This is a genomic window from Methylobacterium sp. A49B, from assembly GCF_053346215.1.
Genome location: NZ_JBKFBO010000117.1, coordinates 302,252 through 319,683, shown reverse-complemented (window position 1 = coordinate 319,683; position 17,432 = coordinate 302,252). Strand labels below are relative to the sequence as shown.

The window sequence follows — 17,432 nt, the reverse complement described above, 5'->3', positions numbered from 1 at the left end:
GTGCCGGCGCTATAGACCCTTCATGCCGCCTCTCGCCCTCACCCTCGGGGATCCCGCCGGGATCGGTCCGGAACTGGCGCTCAGCGCGTGGCTTGGGCGCGGAGATGCGCGACCCTTGCCGCCCTTCTTTCTGGTCGGCGATCCCGCTTTCATCGAGCGCCTCGCCCACCGTCTGAATCATCACATCCCGGTCGCGGAAGTCGATCCCGAGACCGCCGCCGAGGTCTTTCCGCGTGCCCTCCCCGTCGTGCCGCTGCCGAGCGGCGCCATGGTCGCGGCCGAGCCGGGTGTACCGGACACCGTGAATGCCGGCGCCACCATCGAGTCGATCACCGCCGCGGTGGACTTCGTGAAGGACGGGCGGGCGAGCGCCGTCGTCACCAACCCGATCGCCAAGTTCGTGCTGACGCGGACCGGCTTCGCCCATCCTGGCCATACCGAATTCCTGGCCGCACTCTCGGTGCCGCCGGGCCGCACGCCGCCGCGGCCGGTCATGATGATCTGGAGCGAGACGCTGGCGGTGGTGCCGGTGACGATCCACGTCCCGCTGGCGGCGGTGCCGGGCCTCCTCACTCAGGACCTCGTGGAGGAGACCGCCACCATCGTGGTCCGGGACCTGCGGGACCGGTTCGGCCTTCCGGAGCCGCGCCTCGTCCTCGCCGGCCTCAACCCGCACGCAGGAGAGGCCGGAACGATCGGTCACGAGGACCGGGACGTGCTCGCCCCGGCGGTGGCCCGGCTCCGCGCGGCCGGGATCGACATCCGCGGCCCGCTCCCGGCCGACACCCTGTTCCACGCCCGCGCCCGCGAAGCCTACGACGTCGCCCTCGCGCCGACGCACGACCAAGCCCTGATCCCGATCAAGACGATCGCGTTCGACGAGGGGGTGAACGTCACCCTGGGCCTGCCCTTCGTGCGGACTTCGCCGGACCACGGGACCGCCTTCGACATCGCCGGCAAGGGCGTCGCGCGGCCGGACAGCCTCGTGGCGGCCCTGCGTCTCGCGGACCGGCTGGCGGCCAACGAGGCCGCCGGTACCACGACCGTGCCGGCTGGCGGGGACGTCATCCCGTTCAGCGTCTATGCGGGCCGGCCGAAGCCGGCGGGCGCCCGGCATTTCGATCCGGAAGACGAACTGTGAGGGCTGTCCTGTGAGCGCCGGGGACGGGCTGCCGCCGCTGCGCGACGTCGTCGCCCGGCACGGGCTGGAGCCGAAGAAGGCGCTCGGCCAGAATTTCCTCTACGACCTCAACCTCACCGGGCGGATCGCCCGCGCGGCGGGACCGCTCGCGGGTGTCACCGTCGTGGAGGTGGGGCCCGGTCCCGGTGGGCTGACGCGGGCGCTCCTCGCCGAGGGCGCGGCCCGCGTCGTGGCCATCGAGCGCGATCCCCGCGCGCTGCCGGCGCTCGCGGAGATCGCGGCGCATTACCCGGGACGGCTCGACGTGATCGATGCCGACGCGCTGGCTTTCGACCCGCAGCCTCTGATCGGTGCGGGACCGGCCCGGATCGTCGCCAATCTTCCGTACAATGTCGGTACGGCCCTGCTCACCGGCTGGCTCGACGGCGAGGCCTGGCCGCCCTGGTGGGATCAGGCCGTGCTGATGTTCCAGCGCGAGGTCGCCGAGCGCATCGTCGCCGGGCCGGAGAACAGGGCGGATTACGGACGTCTGGGCGTGCTCTGCGGCTGGCGTTCGGAAGCCGAGATCCTGTTCGATGTCAGCCCCTCGGCCTTCGTGCCGCCGCCCAAGGTGACCTCCAGCGTCGTCCGGATCGTGCCGCGGGTGAAGCCCCTGCCCTGCCGGGCCGGGGCCCTCGAAGCCGTGACCCGGGCGGCGTTCGGCCAGCGCCGCAAGATGATGCGCCAGAGCCTGAAATCCCTGACGGCCCAGCCCGGCACGCTGCTGGCCGCCGCCGGCATCGCCGAGACGGCGCGCGCGGAAGAGGTGTCCGTGACGGGCTTCGTAGACCTCGCCAATCTGTGGGACCGGATGCGGAAGGGCGGCTGAGGACCTGCGCCGCGCGCGAGTGTTGGCCGGTGCGCCACAAAAAATTGCCGGCGCCGCGGAGGCGGCGCCGGCATGAACCATGGCCTAAGAGGTGGTGCGTCGCCGCACTCAGCGGGTCTGCTGGATCGCCGAGAGCACCCAGCCGCGGCCGGGCTGGCGCAGGAAGGTCCAGAGCTCCGTCGCCTCGGACGAGTCCGTCTGCACGACGCGACCGCTGGCGCGCTCGACCATCACATCCTTGAGGGCGTAGCGCATCGCCACCGTGGCGTAGTCATTGCGGTCCTCGCCCCAGGCTTCCGCGAGATCGCCCTGGAGCAGCTTCACGTCCGAGATCTTGTTCACCACGCCGCGAGCCGCGTTGTTGCGCAGTTCCTCGTCGAAGTAGCTCACCATCTCGGGCGTCGACAGGTTGCCGAGGGTCACCCGTTCCTCACGGGAATAGGCGTCCTGGATATCGCCGAGCAGGCGCTCGAACGCCTGGTAGTCGGCCGGCCCGATCTGCACCGGCCGCGTCTGCGGGGGCCGCTGACCACCGAACATGCCGGCCCCGGCACCGCCGGGAACGCCGCCCGCGGGGCCGCCCGGGCCGGGGCCCGGGCGATCATCGAGGGACGAGCGCGCGTAGGGTGCACCGGCCCCGGCCGGTTCGCTCCGGCGACGGAAGAACCTCAGGGCGAGCATCACCACGAGTACGACAAGGCCCACCTGGAAAAGGAGGCCGATCATCGAGGCGAGGCCACCGAGGCCGCCGAAGAAGCCGCCGCCGAGCAGCGCGCCGATGAGGCCGGCACCGAGCAGGCCGGCGAAGAAGCCGCCACCGAAACGACGGCCCGTCGCGGCGGGAGCCTGCATGCCGGGGCTGCCCATGCCGGGGGACGGCGCGGTCTGCGAGCGCTGCATCGTCATGCCGCCGCCGGGCGCAGTCGGCGTGGCAGACGGCGCCGTGTAGGTGCGCGAGCCGCGGGACCCGAAAGACCCGCCGCCGCCCGGACGGGCTTCGGCGATGGGCGCCGCGACGGTCAGCGCAGCGGCCAGCGTCATGAAGGCGGCCACGCGCCGGCGACGCGAAAACTGGGTAAGCATAGACACGCCTCTGAGGACGAGAACTGGACGGCGCTGGGGCACCAACGACAATATGGGAACGGCTGAGCCCGCGTTTTAGTCCGGCGCCCGACGGCGCGAGGGCATTTTCCCGCGGCTTCAGTGCTGTGGCCGACCCGCTGCCGCCGCGGGAAACGACAACCGGACCTGCGTGCCTTCCCCGGCGCGGCTGTCGAGGGTGATCGTCCCGTTCTGGCGCTTCATCAACCCATGAACGATCGCGAGGCCGGCACCGCGTCCCGCCTCGCGGCTGGTCTGGAAGGGTGCGAGTGCCCGGGCGAGCATCTCGGGCGACATGCCCTGTCCGGTATCGCCGACCACGATGCCGACGATGCCCTCGCCGGGCTGGTGCATCATGCGGTCGCCCGGCTCCACCCGGAACGTCGAGAGCGTGAGGGTTCCCCCGGACGGCATCGCCTCGCAGGCATTGGCGACCAAGTGCCGCAGGGCGAACTCGATCTGCGTCGGGTTGCTGATGGCCGGCGGAAGACCGGGCGTCGTCGCCACGCTGAGGCGAATGCCGGGCGGCAGGTCGGGCGCGAGCCGCGTGGCCAGATCCGCCACGATGGCGTCGAGATCGACCGCGCGCACATCCGGGGCAATGCGCCGGGAATAAGCGAGCAGCTGGCGCGTCAGGATGGCGGCCCGCTCCGTGGCATCCGCCGATCGCGAGATCGCCCGCTGGATGAACGGCTCCTGGCGGTCGCCGAGCCGGCGCTTCAGGCCGTCGATGTAGCCGATCAGGATCTGGAGGAAATTGTTGAACTCGTGGGCGACGCTGTTGGTCAGCAGCCCGAGTGCCTCGCGCTGGCGGGAGAGCGCGAGGCCTCCCTCCGCCTCGTGCAGTGCCGTGACGTCAAGGATCTGGCCGATGCGCAGATCGGTCTCCGGCAGCGGCGCGGTGGTCACGCGCGCCCAGAAGCTGGTCCCGTCCGAACGGGTGGCGAGAAATTCCTGATCCTCAGCCTGGACAGGATCGATCGCCGGTGCGTGGGCCGTCCGGATGAGCTCCAGGCCGTGCTCCACGAGTTCAGGCACGGCGTAGCCGGCGAGGCGAGCGGCGGCCGGATTGGCGTGGCGGACGCGGCCTTCCGCGTCGAGCACGACACTCGGCGTCGGCAGGGCATCGAGGAGCGCGCGGGCCTCGTCCGCGAGCGGCACGCGAGCGTCCGAACCGTGACCCGTCCCGGACTGCGCCATGCTGCGTTCGCGCTCGGCTGATGCGGAAGGCCCGCGACCGGCAACCGATAGCGACGAACGGGATCCCGGCCAAGCCGTCCGGACGCCGCGCGGCCGGCCTACCGAACGGCGGTGCGACGCTTCCGAAGCGCTCCGTCTACTGGCGCACCCACATCACACGGGCCATCCAGGCGACTTCGCCGAGGTTCAGGGTCCGATCCTCGTGCTCGGGATTGAGCGATGCCAGCTCCACGGTTCGCGCCGTGCGGCGCTTCAATTCCTTCGCCAGGACCTCGCCCCCGTGCAAGCGGACGACGACGCGATCACCCTTGCGCACGCTCGCGGTGGGCGAGACGATCAGGACATCGCCGTCCCGGAACAGGGGAAGCATCGAATCGCCCTGGATCTCCAGCGCGAACGCCCGTTCCTCGCCGAGGTCGGGAAACTCGATCTCTTCCCAGCCGGCGCCGCCTGTCGGCATGCCCTCGTCGTTGAACAACCGGCCGGCACCCGCCTGCGTGAGACCGATCAGCGGCACCATGGTCCGGGCGGGAATCTCCCGCGCCTCGATCAGCCGCAGGAACTCGTCGAGGCTGGATCCGGTCGCGGCCAAGACTTTCGACACCGATTCCGTCGAGGGCCACCGCTTGCGCCCGTCCGCGCCCACGCGCTTCGAGCGGTTGAAGCTCGTGGCATCGAGACCGGCGCGGCGTGCCAGTCCCGAAGCCGAGTAGCCGTGGCGTTCGGCGAGCCGGTCGATGGCGTTCCAGATCTGCTCGTGCGACAGCATGTCGGGCTCGGAGGCTCACCCTGAACGGGTCCGCACCCCCATCTCGTCAGCCGGAACCCGGCCGCCCCGGAGGCATAGGGACGAACGCCCCGCCGGGCACGCGCGGCACCCTGCGGGCAAACTTGTATTCACCAGACGTGGCCCGGTCCGGATCAGGCGTCCCAATTCGGGCGTGGCTCTGTGACGCCCAGCCTAGTCGTAGGAAAGTAGAACTACAGCGCGCAGAATGCAATCGCTCCTGGAAACTGCCCGGAATCCAGGTGTTGCCGCGGGCCCGAGGCGCCACTATCGACGCGTCGGTGCTCAGGGAGCTTCGATGCCGCTCATCTATAAGATCTGCCCGCGCGCTCTGTGGAAGGAGGCGGAGGCCGCCGGCCTCTTCAGGGGGGCGCCGATCGACAGCCAGGACGGCTACATCCACTTCTCCACGGCGGACCAAGTCGTCGAAACGGCGGGCCGCCATTTCGCCGGACAGGCCGACCTGCTTCTCGTGGCGGTCGAGGCCGACGCCCTGGGCGATGGCCTGCGCTACGAACCCTCCCGGGGCGGGGCCCTGTTTCCCCACCTCTACGGCAGCTTGCCCCTCGACGCCGTCGCGGCGGTCGAGGAACTGCCGTTGGGCAACGATGGCCGCCACATCTTTCCGGCCGGACTCGTCCCGGCATGATCGGCTTCGCCTACCCGCTCGTGCGGCCGCTGCTCCACCGACTCGACGCCGAGCGCGCGCACGACCTCACCTTGCGCGGCCTCACCCTGATGCCCGCATCTGGAAGCCGGGCGGACGATCCGCGGCTCGCCGTCGACCTTCTCGGCCGACGCTTTCCGAACCCGATCGGCCTCGCGGCCGGCTTCGACAAGGGCGCCCGTGTTCCGGACGCGCTGCTGAGCCTCGGCTTCGGCTTCGTGGAAGTCGGCGGGGTGGTGCCGCGGCCGCAGCCCGGCAACCCGCGGCCCCGGGTCTTCCGGCTGACCGCCGACAGGGCGGTGATCAACCGCTTCGGCCTCAACAGCGAGGGGCTCGACATCGTGGCCGCGCGGCTGCGTGCCCGGGCGGACCGCCCCGGTATCGTCGGCGTCAATATCGGCGCCAACAAGGATGCCGCCGACCGGCTCGCCGACTACGCAGCCTGCACGGCCGCGCTCGCGCCCTTGGTCGATTTCGTCACCGTCAACGTCTCCTCGCCCAACACGCCGGGCCTGCGCGATCTTCAGGGCGAGGCCTTCCTCGACGAACTCCTCGCCCGGACCGTCGAGGCCCGCGATGCGTCGGGTGCCGGCGCGGCGATCCTGCTCAAGATCGCACCCGACATGGCGCTCGACGCCCTCGATGCCGTCTGCGCTACGGCGATGCGCCGCGGCGTGCAGGCCCTCGTCGTGTCCAACACCACGGTGGCGCGGCCGTCGAGTCTCGTCGAGCGGGGTCTCGCCAGGGAGACCGGCGGCCTGTCCGGCCGCCCGCTCTTCGGACCGGCCACCCGCATGCTGGCCCAGACTCGCCTGCGGGTCGGTGACAGCCTGCCCCTCGTCGGCGTCGGCGGAATCGATTCTGCGGAGGCCGCCTGGACCAAGATCCTGGCCGGCGCGAGCCTCGTGCAGCTCTACTCGGCCCTGGTCTACGAGGGGCCAGGCTTGGTCGCCCGCATCAAGGCGGGGCTTCTGAAGCGCATGAACGCGGAGGGGATCACGTCGCTCCGGCAAGTCGTCGGGCGCGACGCCGCGGATCTCGCTCGCGAAGACTGATCCGCCAGCGGCGGGCCGGCCGGTCGCCACAGTTTAGAAAGGCTTTGCACAGCGGGAGCTTAGCCTGTGTCCCGCGCATGAGGGGCCTGCGCGCGCACGCCGTTGTGAGTGCCCCGCGGAGACGCTTATCTCGCGACTGCGAGAGCATTCGCGTCATCAGTTCCAGGACGGTTCATGGCCCAGTCTGAGGGGGCTCCGAAGCGCTCATCCGCGGCCGGCGGTTGGGGCGCTCTGAAGAGCTGCGGCAAGCACCTGCTCGGCAGCCGCGCGCCGCTCACCGGCGCTCGCGCGCTGCTGAAGGCCAACCAGCCTGATGGGTTCGACTGTCCGGGCTGTGCCTGGGGCGATCCGGAGCACGGCTCATCCTTCGAGTTCTGTGAGAACGGCGTGAAGGCGGTCTCCTGGGAGGCCACCGACAAGCGCACGCCGCCGTCCTTCTTCGCCGAGCACACGCTCTCCGAGCTGCGCGGCTGGAGCGACTACGCGCTCGAGGGTCAGGGTCGTCTCACCCATCCGATGCGCTACGACGCCGCCAGCGACCGCTACCGTCCGGTGAGCTGGGACGCGGCGTTCGCGGAGATCGGCGCGACGCTGCGCGGGCTCGATCATCCGGATCAGGCCGAGTTCTACACCTCGGGCCGCGCCTCGAACGAGGCCGCCTACCTCTACCAGCTCTTCGCTCGGGCCTACGGGACCAACAACTTCCCCGACTGCTCCAACATGTGCCACGAGGCGAGCGGCGTGGCGCTGATCGATGCGATCGGCATCGGCAAGGGCACGGTCCTTTTGGAGGATTTCGAGAAGGCGGACGCGATCTTCTGCGTCGGCCAGAACCCCGGGACCAACCATCCGCGCATGCTCGGCGACCTGCGTCGCGCCGCCGAGCGCGGCGCCCAGGTGGTGGTGCTGAACCCCGTGCGCGAGCGCGGCCTCGAGCGCTTCGCCGACCCGCAGAACACCGTCGAGATGCTGCGCGGCGCGAGCCGCCCCATCGCGAGTCACTACCTGCAGCCGCGCTCGGGCGGCGACATGGCGGCGTTCCGGGGCATCGCCAAGGTCGTGTTCGCCCGCGACGCGGAGGCGCTCGCGGCCGGCCGTCCCTCGCTCCTCGACCGGGCGTTCCTCGAGCACCACACCGCCGGCCTCGATGCCTACCGCGCCGCGGTCGATGCCACGTCCTGGGAATCGATCCTCGACCAGTCCGGCCTCACCATGGACGAGATCGCCGCCATGGCGGACGTCTATCTCGGTGCCCACCGGGTCATCGCCACCTGGGCCATGGGCGTGACCCAGCACCGCCACTCGGTGGCGACGATCCGTGAGATCGCCAACCTCCTGTTCCTGCGCGGCCATATCGGCCGTCCTGGAGCGGGCCTGTGTCCGGTGCGCGGCCATTCCAACGTGCAGGGTGATCGCACGGTCGGCATCAACGAGCGGCCTCCAGCCTCCTTCCTGGAAGCCCTGGAGCAGCATTTCGGCCTCGCGATGCCCCGCCGGCACGGCCACAACGTGCTCGCGGCGATCCGCGCCATGCGGGACGGGTCCGCCAAGGCCTTTATCGGTCTGGGCGGCAACTTCCTGCGCGCGACGCCCGATACCCCTGTGGTCGCGCAGGCCCTGGCCTCGTGCCGGCTCACGGTCCACATCGCCACGAAGCTCAACCACGCCCATCTGGTGCCCGGCGCGATCGGCTACCTGCTTCCCTGTCTCGGCCGCACGGAGATCGACCGGAACGGCGCGGGCAAGATCCAGATCGTGACCGTCGAGGATTCGATGAGCATGGTCCACGGCTCCGGCGGCATCAACAAGCCGGCCTCGAAGGAGCTGCGCTCGGAGATCGCCATCATCGCGGGGATGGCCGAGGCCACCGTCGGAGCGTCCACGATCGACTGGGCCGAGTTCGCGGCCGACTACGACCGGATCCGCGACGCGATCGCCGCGACGATCCCGGGGTTCACCGGCTACAACGACCGGGTGCGCAAGCCGCGCGGGTTCATGCTGCGCAATCTCGCGGCCGAGCGGGTGTTCGACACCGGCACCGGCCGGGCCAACTTCTCGGCGGCCGCGCTTCCCGCCGAGACGGAGCACCAGACCGCCCGGAAGACCCGCGACACGTTCGTGCTGCAGACCTTCCGCAGCCACGATCAGTACAACACCACGATCTACGGCCTGGATGACCGCTACCGCGGCGTCTACGGCGAGCGCCGGGTGCTCTTCGCCCACCCGGACGACCTCGCGGAGATCCGTGACCGGCTGGGCGAGCGGGTCGATATCGTCGGTCTCCACGAGGACGGTACGCGCCGCCGGGCCGAGGATTTCCGCCTCGTGCCCTTCGACATGCCCCGCGGAGCGCTGGCCGGCTATTATCCGGAGCTGAACGTGCTGGTGCCGCTGTCGACCTTCGGTGAGAAGAGCGACACGCCGACCTCGAAGTCGGTCCTGGTGACCCTGCAGGCGCGCGCGGCGGCGTGAGCGACGCGCCCGACGAGGCGGCCTTCGCCGCCGCCCTCGACCGGGTCTCGGCCGCCCATCCCGACCTCGACGTGCTGGCGGCGGGACTTCTGGCGGCGCTGGACCTGGGTCTGCCCGGCGACAGCCGGGCCTTCGCCCGGACCTTCCGGGTGGAGCACGCCCTGGTGCTGCGTGCCATCGTCGGACTGGAGGAGGCCGGGCACGTCGCCGTCACGGCACGGGATGTGCGCACCCAGCGGACGCGGTACGACGTCTCCGGCGATGCAGCATGACCGCCGCAACGCGCTCCAGGCGCCAGGACAGCCGGGCTCGGATCAGAAGCCCTTGGCCTTGATCGCCTCCGCCCAGGTGACCGCCCGCCGGTTCACCCCGAGGTGCTGCCGCTCATAGAGCCGTCCTTCCAGCTTGATCGCACCGCGCTTGGCGTATTCCGGCCGCTCGAACGCCTCGATCACCAGCTTGGCCCGGCGCACCTCCTCATCGGTGGGGGCGAAGGAGGTGTTGGCCGGCTCCAGCTGCGTCGGGTGGATCAGCGTCTTGCCGTCGAAGCCGAGGTCGCGGGCCTGCCGGCATTCCTCGCGGCAGCCCTCCGTATCGGCGATGTCGTTGTAGACGCCGTCGAGGATCGCCAGACCCTCGGCACGGGCCGCGGCGAGCGCCATCATCATCCAGGGCAGCATCGGCACCCGCCCGGGCACGATCTTCGCCCAGGTGTCCTTGGCCAAGTCGTTGGTGCCGAGCACGAGGCAGGTGAGACGGTTGCGCGGGTCGCGCTTGGCCCGGGCGATGTCCTGGATGTTGAGGATCGAGGCCGGGGTCTCGATCATCGCCCAGATCGCGATGCCGTCCGGCGCGTCGAGGGATTCGAGGCGATCGGCGATGCTTTCCAGAACCGCCGGCGACGAGACCTTCGGCATCAAGATCGCGTCGGGCTTGGCCTCGATCGCGGCGTGGAGATCCGCCTCGCCCCAGGGCGTCTGCGGGGCGTTGACCCGGATGATCAGCTCGCGGCTGCCATACGCCCCGCTCTTCACGGCGGCGCAAACCTGCGTGCGGGCGACTTCCTTCTCCTCGGGGCCGACGGCGTCCTCGAGGTCGAGGATGATGCTGTCCACCGGGAGCGTCTTGGCCTTGTCCAGCGCCCGCTGGTTCGATCCGGGCATGTAGAGCACGCTTCGGCGCAGGCGCAGGTCCATCGTCGTGGCCACGGGTTTCTCCCTCGTCCGGCCGCCGAGCGGCCCGTCGTCGTTGCAGCGCACCCTAAACCAGCCGCTCGCACAAGCCACGTTTTCGATGCGCCATCCTGTGAGTCCACGCGGCATTTGATACCGCCCGGCTGTGCACTTGGGTTTGTCGGAATTTGGACACGATGACCGGCTTGAAGGCCGGCAAATCTGGTTATCCCTGCTTGGATCACGAACATGCGCAAAGTCTTGGCCGCCCTCGTCTTGATTGGCGCACTCGCTGCACCTCAAGTCGCAACGGCGCAGAGCCGCACCACCCTCGGTGTCGGCTCCGGGGCGGTGGCGGGTGCCCTCGTGGGGGGCCCGATCGGCGCGGTGGCCGGAGCCGTTGTCGGTGGTTTCGTCGGCAATTCGTCGGAGCGGGGGCGCCGCCACGCCCGGCGGGGACGGCGGTATAGCCAATCCGCCGTGCGTCGCGCCTACCCGCGCCGCGCGGAGGCCGAGCTGCCCCGTCCCGCCCCTGTGGCGGCCCGCGCCGCGCCGGCGCCCGCGACGTCGGGCTGGAAGGATCCGCGATAGCGCGCCGATCCGTCAGCGCGCCGTAGCGACGGCTGCGGCCGACGCCGCCGGAAACGTTCCGCGCACGAGGCTCGGATAGGCGATCGCCTGGCCCAGGCCCCGGGCGCCGAGAAAGCCCACGAAAGCGACCCACAGGCCGGTATTGCCGAGATCCAGAATCTGGACGATCCCGAGCAGGATGCCGTAGGCGGCCAGCGCACACAGCATCAGGTTGCGCATGGCCCGGGTCCAGGTCGCGCCGACGTAGATCCCGTCGTACGCGAAGGGCGCGGCGGCGGCGAGCGGCGCCAGGGCGGCCAGCCAGAGATAGGCCCGCGCCGTCTCGCGCACGGGCCCGTTCGTCGTGACGAAATCGATGAACCCGGGTCCACCGACGAGCGCGAGCGCGCTGACGCCGATCCCAAAAGCCAGGCACCAGCCCAGGCTCAACGTGGAGGCCGCCCGGAAGCCCTCCGCATCCCGGGCACCCACCGCCTGACCGCACAGGGTCTCGGCCGCCGTGGCGAAGCCGTCGAGGAAAAAGCCGCCGATCAGGAAGAGATTCCACAGGACCGAGTTCGCGGCCAGGACGACATCGCCCTGCCGGGCGCCGAGCGCCGAGAACAGGACGATGCCGGTGATCAGCGCCAGGGTGCGCAGGATCACGTCGACGTTGACGCTCAGCGTCCGGCGGATCGCGGCCGCGTCGCGCAGATCGCGCAGGGACACCTGGAACGGGTGGGAGCCTAGGCGCGCCAGGACGATAAGCCCCAGGCCGAGGCCGAACGCCTCTGCGCCCAGCGTCGCGAGGGCCGCGCCCGCCAGCCCCAGTCCGAGGCCCAGGACGAGAAAAAGCGTCAGGCCGATGTTGATCAGGTTGATCGCCACCTGCAGCAGCAGGCCGAGATCGGTCCGCCCACGTCCCAGCACGGAACCGAGGACGCCGTAGCTCGCCAAAACGAAGGGCGCCGACAGGATGCGGATCTGGAAGTATATCGCGAGGCCGGAGATGACGCCCTCGCTGGCCCCGCTGATGGCGAATGCGACGCGCGCAAGCGGCCATTGCAATACGGCGAGTGTGAGCCCGATTCCGGCGCCGGCCGCCAGGGCTCGGGCCAGGATGCGGTCGACCTCGGCACCGTCGCGTGCGCCGACCGCCTGGGCGGTGAGGCCCGCTGTCGCCATCCGCAGGGCGCCGAAGGACCAGAAGATCGCATCGAAGATCACGGCGCCCAGCGCGATTGCGCCGAGCAGGGCCGCCTCACCGAGGCGGCCGATCACCGCCGCACCGACGAAGCCCAGCATCGGCGTCGTGACGTTGGCGAGCGTCATCGGCAGGGCCAGCCTCAGCACCCGGCAATGTGTCGGGCCGACGCGGCTCGCAGTGGTGGGAATCATGCCGCGAGCTTAGCGCTCGCAGGCGTTTCGAGAAGCCTCGTGACCCCCTAGCGGGACACCGCCAGCAGGCGCGCGACGAGCCAGAGCGGCACGACGACGATCGCCCCGGCGACGATCCAACCGCCGAAATCGTGCAGGGACGCGAGACCGACCTCGAGAAGCGCGCGCGCCGAATCGTAGAGGTGCCAGAACAGGCGGCCCGGGGTCATCCCGAGCATCGACATGAAGGCGCCGACCAGGACCGAAAGAAACAGAAGGCGTAGAAACACGCCCGCCGGCGAACCGCCGAGGAAGCGCCGCAGTCCCGAATCGCGCGGTCGGTACGGATCGGCCCCGTAGGCGCCGTCCGGTGCGCCCTGCCGGCGCCGGTCGTGATCGACGAGCATCGCGTCCTCTGACTGTCTCACGCAACCGGATCGGCGATGAAGCGGGCGGAACCGTGGCCGCCGCACCACACCGCGGTGAAACCCGCGGGCCGATCAAGCGTTGGCGGGTTTCTCCCGCGGACCCGAGATGGCAAGCGGCGCCGGTCTCGCCAAGATGCGCGGGACCGGCGATGGGTTAAGCGTCGCACGAAACTCCCTTTGCGCAGTCGTTGCCGATGGGAGACCTTCGGGACACCGGGAGTTTCGTGGGAGGCGCTGAGTGCCGACAGGACCAAACGCACGATGATCGACCACGCCCTGTTCGACCCGGCGACGATCGATCCCGAGACGCTCCGGCTCAACGCCGAGATCGTCGCGGCGCACGCCGCCCTGCCCGATCCCTGGTCGCTCCCGATCGCGGAGGTGCGCGAGCGCCGCCGCGCCGGAACCAAGGCCGCGCCCGCCATGCCGCACAGCGCCCGGGCCGAGTGGCTGACGATCGACGGCCCGGGCGGGCCCCTGAGGCTCCGCGTTGTCCGTCCGAAGCCCGGTACGAAGCTGCGCGGCGCCTATCTGCACGTCCACCGCGGCGGCTGGGTCTGGGGCTCGGCCGACGAGCAGGATCCCTGGCTGGAGCGGATCGCCGACACCTGCGGCTTCGTCGCCCTGTCGGTCGATTATCGCCTCGCCCCGGAGCACCCCTATCCGGCGGCTCTTCTGGACTGCGAAGCGGCGGCCCTGTGGCTCGCCGGTCCAGGCAAGACCGAGTTCGGCGTCCACGCGCTCACCATCGGCGGCGAGTCGGTGGGTGCCCACCTCGCCGTGATGGTGCTGCTCCGGCTGCGGGACAAGCACAACCTCCCCCGGGCCTTCCGCGGCGCCAACCTCAACGCGGGCTTCTTCGACCTGGGCCTGACCCCGTCGGTGCGGAACTGGGGCGAGGAGCGTCTCGTCGTGAACACCCGCGACCTGACGAGCTTCGCCGACGGCTACGTCCGCGAGGGTATCGACCGGCGACGGCCGGACGTCTCGCCGATCTACGCCGAGTTGAAGGGGCTTCCGCCCGCCCTGTTCACCATCGGGACCATGGACCCGCTGCTCGACGACACGCTCTACATGTCGGCGCGCTGGGCTGCGGCGGGCAACGGCGGCCACACGGCGATCTATCCCGGGGGCTGCCACGTCTTCGCCCGCTATCCGAGCCCGATGAGCGAGCGGGCCCTTGAGCTGATCGACCGCTTCCTGATGGCGCTCGCCTGAGCGACCCGTCGGAGATCCTGCCGGAGCAGTTCCGGGCCTGGTTCGCCGCGCGTGGCTGGGCGCCCCGGCAGCACCAGCTCGATCTCCTGCAGATTGCGGGCGCCGGCCGCTCCGCCCTGCTCGTGGCGCCCACCGGAGCCGGCAAGACGCTGGCGGGTTTCCTGCCGAGCCTCGTCGCCCTCTCACGGCGCGGCCCGCAAAAGTTGATCCCGAAGGGCCTTCACACCCTCTACGTTTCGCCTCTGAAGGCGCTTGCGGTCGATATCGCCCGCAACCTCGACGCGCCCATCGCCGAGATGGATTTGCCGGTCCGCGTCGAGACGCGCACCGGCGACACGCCGGCGCACAAGCGCACGCGCCAGATCAGTCGGCCGCCCGATATCCTGCTGACCACGCCCGAGCAGCTGGCGCTGCTGATCGCCCATCGCGAGGCGTCGGAGTTCTTTTCGGGATTGCGCTGCGTGATCCTCGACGAGCTGCACGCGCTGGTCACGTCGAAGCGCGGCGATCTGCTGTCGCTTGCCCTCGCGCGGCTGCACCGGCTGAGCCCAGGGCTCGCGGCGATCGGGCTTTCCGCCACGGTACGGGAGCCGGATGAGCTGCGGAAGTATCTGGTGCCGCAGAGCCAGACCCTCCCTCCCCCCTCTGCGGGGGGTGGGACAGTGGTGCCACCGATGGCCGACCTCGTCACCGTCGCCGGCGGCGCGAAGGCAGATCTGCGCATGCTCGATCTCGGCCGGGCGCTGCCGATCTCCGGCCATACCGCCTGGCACTCGATGCCGGCGATCTACGAGCTGATCAAACAGCACCGCACGACCCTGGTCTTCGTGAACACCCGCCTCCAGGCCGAGTACACCTTCCAGGAGCTGTGGCGGCTCAACGAGGACGCCCTGTCGATCGCGATCCATCACGGCTCGCTGGACGCGCAGCAGCGCCGCCGGGTCGAGGCCGCCATGGCGGCGGGCCAGTTGCGGGCGATCGTCTGCACCGCCACGCTCGACCTCGGCATCGACTGGGGCGACGTTGATCTCGTCGTCAATGTCGGCGCGCCGAAGGGTGCCAGCCGGATCATGCAGCGGATCGGCCGCGCCAACCATCGCATGGACGAGCCGTCGAAGGCCTATCTGGTTCCGGGTAACCGGTTCGAGATGCTGGAGTGTCAGGCGGCTCTGGATGCCGTCGAGGAGGCGGCCCAGGACACGCCTGATGCTCGCCAGGGTTCCCTCGACGTCCTGGCCCAGCACGTCCTCGGCATGGCCTGCGCCGACGCCTTCGATCCGGTCGAGCTCTACGACGAGATCGTCTCGGCCGCGCCCTATGCCGGCCTGACCTGGGAATCCTTCGAGCTGGTGGTCGATTACGTCGCCACCGGCGGCTATGCGCTCCGCGCCTACGAACGCTTCGCCAAGATCCTGCGCGGACCGGACGGACTCTGGCGGGTCCGCGATGCCCGCACCGCCCAGGCCTACCGGATGAATGTCGGCACCATCGTGGAGGCGGCGCGCGTGCGGGTGCGCCTGGGTCGGACGCTGCGCGGCAAGCCCGGCACCGTCCTTCCGAAGTCCGGCCGCGTGCTTGGCGAGATCGAGGACGAGTTCGCCGAGACGCTGACCGTCGGCGACACCTTCCTGTTCGCCGGCGAGACCCTCCGCTTCGAGGGGCTCGCCGAGGATGAGTGCCTTGTCACCCGGGCGCCGCCCGGCACCGACCCGGCGATCCCCTCCTACGCCGGCGCGAAGTTCCCACTCTCGACCTTCCTGGCCGCCCGGGTCCGGGCGTTGATCGCCGACCCGTTCGCGTGGGACCGGCTGCCGAAGCAGATCGGCGAATACCTGCTCCAGCAGCGCCGCCGCTCGGTCCTGCCAGGTGAGCGGGATCTGCTGGTGGAGACCTTTCCGCGCGGCAAGCGCTACTACCTGACCGCCTTCCCGTTCGAGGGCCGCCTCGCCCATCAGACGCTCGGCATGCTGCTGACCCGAAGGCTGGAGCGCGCCGGGCTCCGGCCGCTCGGCTTCGCGGCCAACGATTACGGGATCGCCATCTGGTCGACCCGCGACGTCTCCGAGCGCGCCGCGATCGACGCGGACTTCATCGCCGACCTCTTCGCCGTCGACATGCTGGGCGACGACCTGGAGGCGTGGCTCGACGAGTCGGCGATGATGAAGCGCACCTTCCGCCAGTGCGCGGTGATCGCCGGCCTGATCGAGCGCCATCATCCCGGGCTGAAGAAGTCGGGACGGCAGGTCACGATCTCGACCGACCTGATCTACGACGTGCTGCGCAAGCACCAGCCCGACCACCTCCTGCTGCGGGCCGCGCGGCAGGATGCGGCAACCGGACTCCTCGACGTGAGGCGCCTCGGCATGATGCTAGAGCGCATCCAGGGGCGAATCATCCACAGGTCTCTCGACCGGGTCTCGCCGCTCTCCGTGTCCGTGATGCTCGAGATCGGGCGCGAGCGGGTCTACGGCGAGGGTGCCGACGAGATCCTGGCCGAGGCCGAGGCGGAGCTTCTCCAAGAGGCTCTGTCCTGACCGTCGATCCGCCCTCCCCCGACGATACCGAGGATGCGATCTTGGCGGCCGGCCTGAGACTCGAGAAGACTCACAAGCACCCCACCCTGCAGCTCGCGGGCGAGACCCTGGTGCTCGACCTCTGCGGCGGCCTGTGGCTGCCGGACCATCGGACGCTCATCGTCTCGGACCTGCATCTGGAGAAGGGCTCGTCCTACGCCGCCCGCTCCGGTCAGTTCCTGCCGCCCTACGACACCCGCGAGACCTTGGCCTGCCTGCACGAGGCAGTGGTGCGCCACGAACCCGCCCGCGTCATCGCGCTGGGCGACTCCTTCCACGATGCCCGCGGTCCCGAGCGCATGGAGCCGGGCGACCGTGCCATGGTGGCGGCGCTGCAGGAGGGGCGCGACTGGGTCTGGATCGCCGGCAACCACGACGCCGCCGTCAGCGAGGGCATCGGCGGGCGCTACGCCGAGGCCGTGACCATCGGCGGCCTCGTCCTGCGCCACGAGCCGAGCCCGGACGCCGCGCCCGGCGAGATCGCCGGCCACCTCCATCCCTGCGGGAAGGTTGCGATGCGCGGCCGGGCGGTGCGCCGCCGCTGCTTCGTCACCGACGGGACGCGGCTCGTCATGCCGGCCTTCGGTGCCTATGCGGGCGGTCTGAACGTGCGGGACAAGGCCATCGAAGGGCTGTTCCCGAAGGGCTTCACCGCCCATCTGCTCGGCGACGGCCGGGTCTTCGCGATCGGCCGGGGACAGCTGGCCCGGGATTGACCGTTCTGCACGGTCGCGCCTGCGGCGTCGTCCCGAGACAGGTCGCGAGCCTCGGGTCGCGAAGCCGACCGGCTCGTTGCGCCAGCG

The 17,432-nt window shown here is 70.6% G+C and carries 16 protein-coding genes; 10 read left to right on the top strand and 6 right to left on the bottom strand.

From position 1 onward, the window contains the following. The first annotated feature begins 22 nt into the window (after positions 1-22). Positions 23-1,141 (top strand): 4-hydroxythreonine-4-phosphate dehydrogenase PdxA, encoded by a 1,119-nt coding sequence (pdxA, locus tag ACLBX9_RS22780; RefSeq protein WP_447720516.1) that lies wholly within the window; start codon positions 23-25, stop codon positions 1,139-1,141. Between the two features lie 10 nt (positions 1,142-1,151). Then, positions 1,152-2,009 (top strand): 16S rRNA (adenine(1518)-N(6)/adenine(1519)-N(6))-dimethyltransferase RsmA, encoded by an 858-nt coding sequence (rsmA, locus tag ACLBX9_RS22775; RefSeq protein WP_010681985.1) that lies wholly within the window; start codon positions 1,152-1,154, stop codon positions 2,007-2,009. A gap of 108 nt (positions 2,010-2,117) precedes the next feature. Here rsmA and ACLBX9_RS22770 read toward each other — a convergent pair whose 3' ends face one another. The 3 genes from ACLBX9_RS22770 to ACLBX9_RS22760 form a co-directional block, all read right to left on the bottom strand. Next, positions 2,118-3,092 carry a TIM44-like domain-containing protein gene (locus tag ACLBX9_RS22770; RefSeq protein ID WP_447720515.1) on the bottom strand — a complete coding sequence of 325 codons (975 nt, stop codon included), beginning with the start codon at positions 3,090-3,092 and terminating at the stop codon, positions 2,118-2,120. A gap of 117 nt (positions 3,093-3,209) precedes the next feature. After that, complete coding sequence (locus ACLBX9_RS22765; protein WP_010681987.1) at positions 3,210-4,310, bottom strand: two-component system sensor histidine kinase NtrB; 1,101 nt, start codon at positions 4,308-4,310, stop codon at positions 3,210-3,212. A gap of 136 nt (positions 4,311-4,446) precedes the next feature. Then, positions 4,447-5,079 carry a S24 family peptidase gene (locus tag ACLBX9_RS22760; protein WP_010681988.1) on the bottom strand — a complete coding sequence of 211 codons (633 nt, stop codon included), beginning with the start codon at positions 5,077-5,079 and terminating at the stop codon, positions 4,447-4,449. A 316-nt stretch (positions 5,080-5,395) separates the two neighbouring features. Here ACLBX9_RS22760 and ACLBX9_RS22755 point away from each other — a divergent pair, with 316 nt between their 5' ends. The 4 genes from ACLBX9_RS22755 to ACLBX9_RS22740 all read left to right on the top strand — a co-directional run bounded on the left by ACLBX9_RS22755 (position 5,396) and on the right by ACLBX9_RS22740 (position 9,563). After that, positions 5,396-5,746, top strand: a complete 351-nt coding sequence (locus ACLBX9_RS22755; protein WP_010681989.1) for a DUF952 domain-containing protein — start codon at positions 5,396-5,398, stop codon at positions 5,744-5,746. Further along, entirely contained in the window at positions 5,743-6,819 is a 1,077-nt protein-coding gene (locus ACLBX9_RS22750) for a quinone-dependent dihydroorotate dehydrogenase (protein ID WP_010681990.1), read from the top strand. Before ACLBX9_RS22755 ends, ACLBX9_RS22750 begins: the two co-directional genes overlap by 4 nt. A gap of 174 nt (positions 6,820-6,993) precedes the next feature. Next, positions 6,994-9,291, top strand: coding sequence for an FdhF/YdeP family oxidoreductase (locus tag ACLBX9_RS22745; protein WP_447720514.1), 2,298 nt, complete (start codon positions 6,994-6,996; stop codon positions 9,289-9,291). Then, on the top strand, positions 9,288-9,563 hold the full coding sequence (locus tag ACLBX9_RS22740; protein ID WP_447720513.1) for a hypothetical protein: 276 nt from the start codon (positions 9,288-9,290) through the stop codon (positions 9,561-9,563). The genes ACLBX9_RS22745 and ACLBX9_RS22740 overlap by 4 nt, the downstream gene beginning before the upstream one ends. A gap of 42 nt (positions 9,564-9,605) precedes the next feature. Here the strand turns inward: ACLBX9_RS22740 and ACLBX9_RS22735 are convergent, their stop codons facing one another. Next, positions 9,606-10,487, bottom strand: coding sequence for an HpcH/HpaI aldolase/citrate lyase family protein (locus tag ACLBX9_RS22735; protein ID WP_039892484.1), 882 nt, complete (start codon positions 10,485-10,487; stop codon positions 9,606-9,608). Between the two features lie 225 nt (positions 10,488-10,712). Between ACLBX9_RS22735 and ACLBX9_RS22730 the strand changes: the two genes are divergently transcribed. Next, a complete protein-coding gene (locus tag ACLBX9_RS22730; protein ID WP_447720512.1) occupies positions 10,713-11,054 on the top strand; it encodes a hypothetical protein in 342 nt (113 codons plus the stop codon). A gap of 12 nt (positions 11,055-11,066) precedes the next feature. On the opposite strand, the gene ACLBX9_RS22725 is transcribed toward ACLBX9_RS22730, so the two are convergent. Next, positions 11,067-12,431, bottom strand: coding sequence for an MATE family efflux transporter (locus tag ACLBX9_RS22725; RefSeq protein WP_447720511.1), 1,365 nt, complete (start codon positions 12,429-12,431; stop codon positions 11,067-11,069). A 47-nt stretch (positions 12,432-12,478) separates the two neighbouring features. Then, a complete protein-coding gene (locus ACLBX9_RS22720) occupies positions 12,479-12,817 on the bottom strand; it encodes a DUF6460 domain-containing protein (RefSeq protein ID WP_010681996.1) in 339 nt (112 codons plus the stop codon). A 282-nt stretch (positions 12,818-13,099) separates the two neighbouring features. On the opposite strand from ACLBX9_RS22720, the gene ACLBX9_RS22715 reads away from it, so the two are divergent. From ACLBX9_RS22715 to pdeM, 3 genes are read left to right on the top strand one after another with little or no spacing between them, the layout of a single operon-like run. Then, positions 13,100-14,056: an alpha/beta hydrolase gene (locus tag ACLBX9_RS22715; protein ID WP_010681997.1), complete on the top strand. Its 957-nt coding sequence runs from the start codon at positions 13,100-13,102 to the stop codon at positions 14,054-14,056. Continuing rightward, the gene (locus ACLBX9_RS22710; protein WP_447720636.1) at positions 14,053-16,590 is read left to right on the top strand and encodes a ligase-associated DNA damage response DEXH box helicase; all 2,538 of its coding nucleotides are present in this window, start codon (positions 14,053-14,055) and stop codon (positions 16,588-16,590) included. Before ACLBX9_RS22715 ends, ACLBX9_RS22710 begins: the two co-directional genes overlap by 4 nt. Before the next feature lie 41 nt (positions 16,591-16,631). Further along, on the top strand, positions 16,632-17,345 hold the full coding sequence (gene pdeM, locus ACLBX9_RS22705; RefSeq protein WP_447720510.1) for a ligase-associated DNA damage response endonuclease PdeM: 714 nt from the start codon (positions 16,632-16,634) through the stop codon (positions 17,343-17,345). Positions 17,346-17,432: the final 87 nt, after the last annotated feature.

Excerpts from the sequence above, each read along its gene's own strand:
- ACLBX9_RS22725 (WP_447720511.1), bottom strand. The coding sequence starts at position 12,431 with ATGATTCCCACCACTGCGAGCCGCGTCGGCCCGACACATTGCCGGGTG.
- ACLBX9_RS22755 (WP_010681989.1), top strand. The coding sequence starts at position 5,396 with ATGCCGCTCATCTATAAGATCTGCCCGCGCGCTCTGTGGAAGGAGGCG.
- ACLBX9_RS22720 (WP_010681996.1), bottom strand. The coding sequence starts at position 12,817 with ATGCTCGTCGATCACGACCGGCGCCGGCAGGGCGCACCGGACGGCGCC.
- ACLBX9_RS22730 (WP_447720512.1), top strand. The coding sequence starts at position 10,713 with ATGCGCAAAGTCTTGGCCGCCCTCGTCTTGATTGGCGCACTCGCTGCA.
- ACLBX9_RS22765 (WP_010681987.1), bottom strand. The coding sequence starts at position 4,310 with ATGGCGCAGTCCGGGACGGGTCACGGTTCGGACGCTCGCGTGCCGCTC.
- pdxA (WP_447720516.1), top strand. The coding sequence starts at position 23 with ATGCCGCCTCTCGCCCTCACCCTCGGGGATCCCGCCGGGATCGGTCCG.
- ACLBX9_RS22715 (WP_010681997.1), top strand. The coding sequence starts at position 13,100 with ATGATCGACCACGCCCTGTTCGACCCGGCGACGATCGATCCCGAGACG.
- ACLBX9_RS22745 (WP_447720514.1), top strand. The coding sequence starts at position 6,994 with ATGGCCCAGTCTGAGGGGGCTCCGAAGCGCTCATCCGCGGCCGGCGGT.
- ACLBX9_RS22750 (WP_010681990.1), top strand. The coding sequence starts at position 5,743 with ATGATCGGCTTCGCCTACCCGCTCGTGCGGCCGCTGCTCCACCGACTC.
- ACLBX9_RS22760 (WP_010681988.1), bottom strand. The coding sequence starts at position 5,079 with ATGCTGTCGCACGAGCAGATCTGGAACGCCATCGACCGGCTCGCCGAA.
- ACLBX9_RS22735 (WP_039892484.1), bottom strand. The coding sequence starts at position 10,487 with ATGGACCTGCGCCTGCGCCGAAGCGTGCTCTACATGCCCGGATCGAAC.
- ACLBX9_RS22770 (WP_447720515.1), bottom strand. The coding sequence starts at position 3,092 with ATGCTTACCCAGTTTTCGCGTCGCCGGCGCGTGGCCGCCTTCATGACG.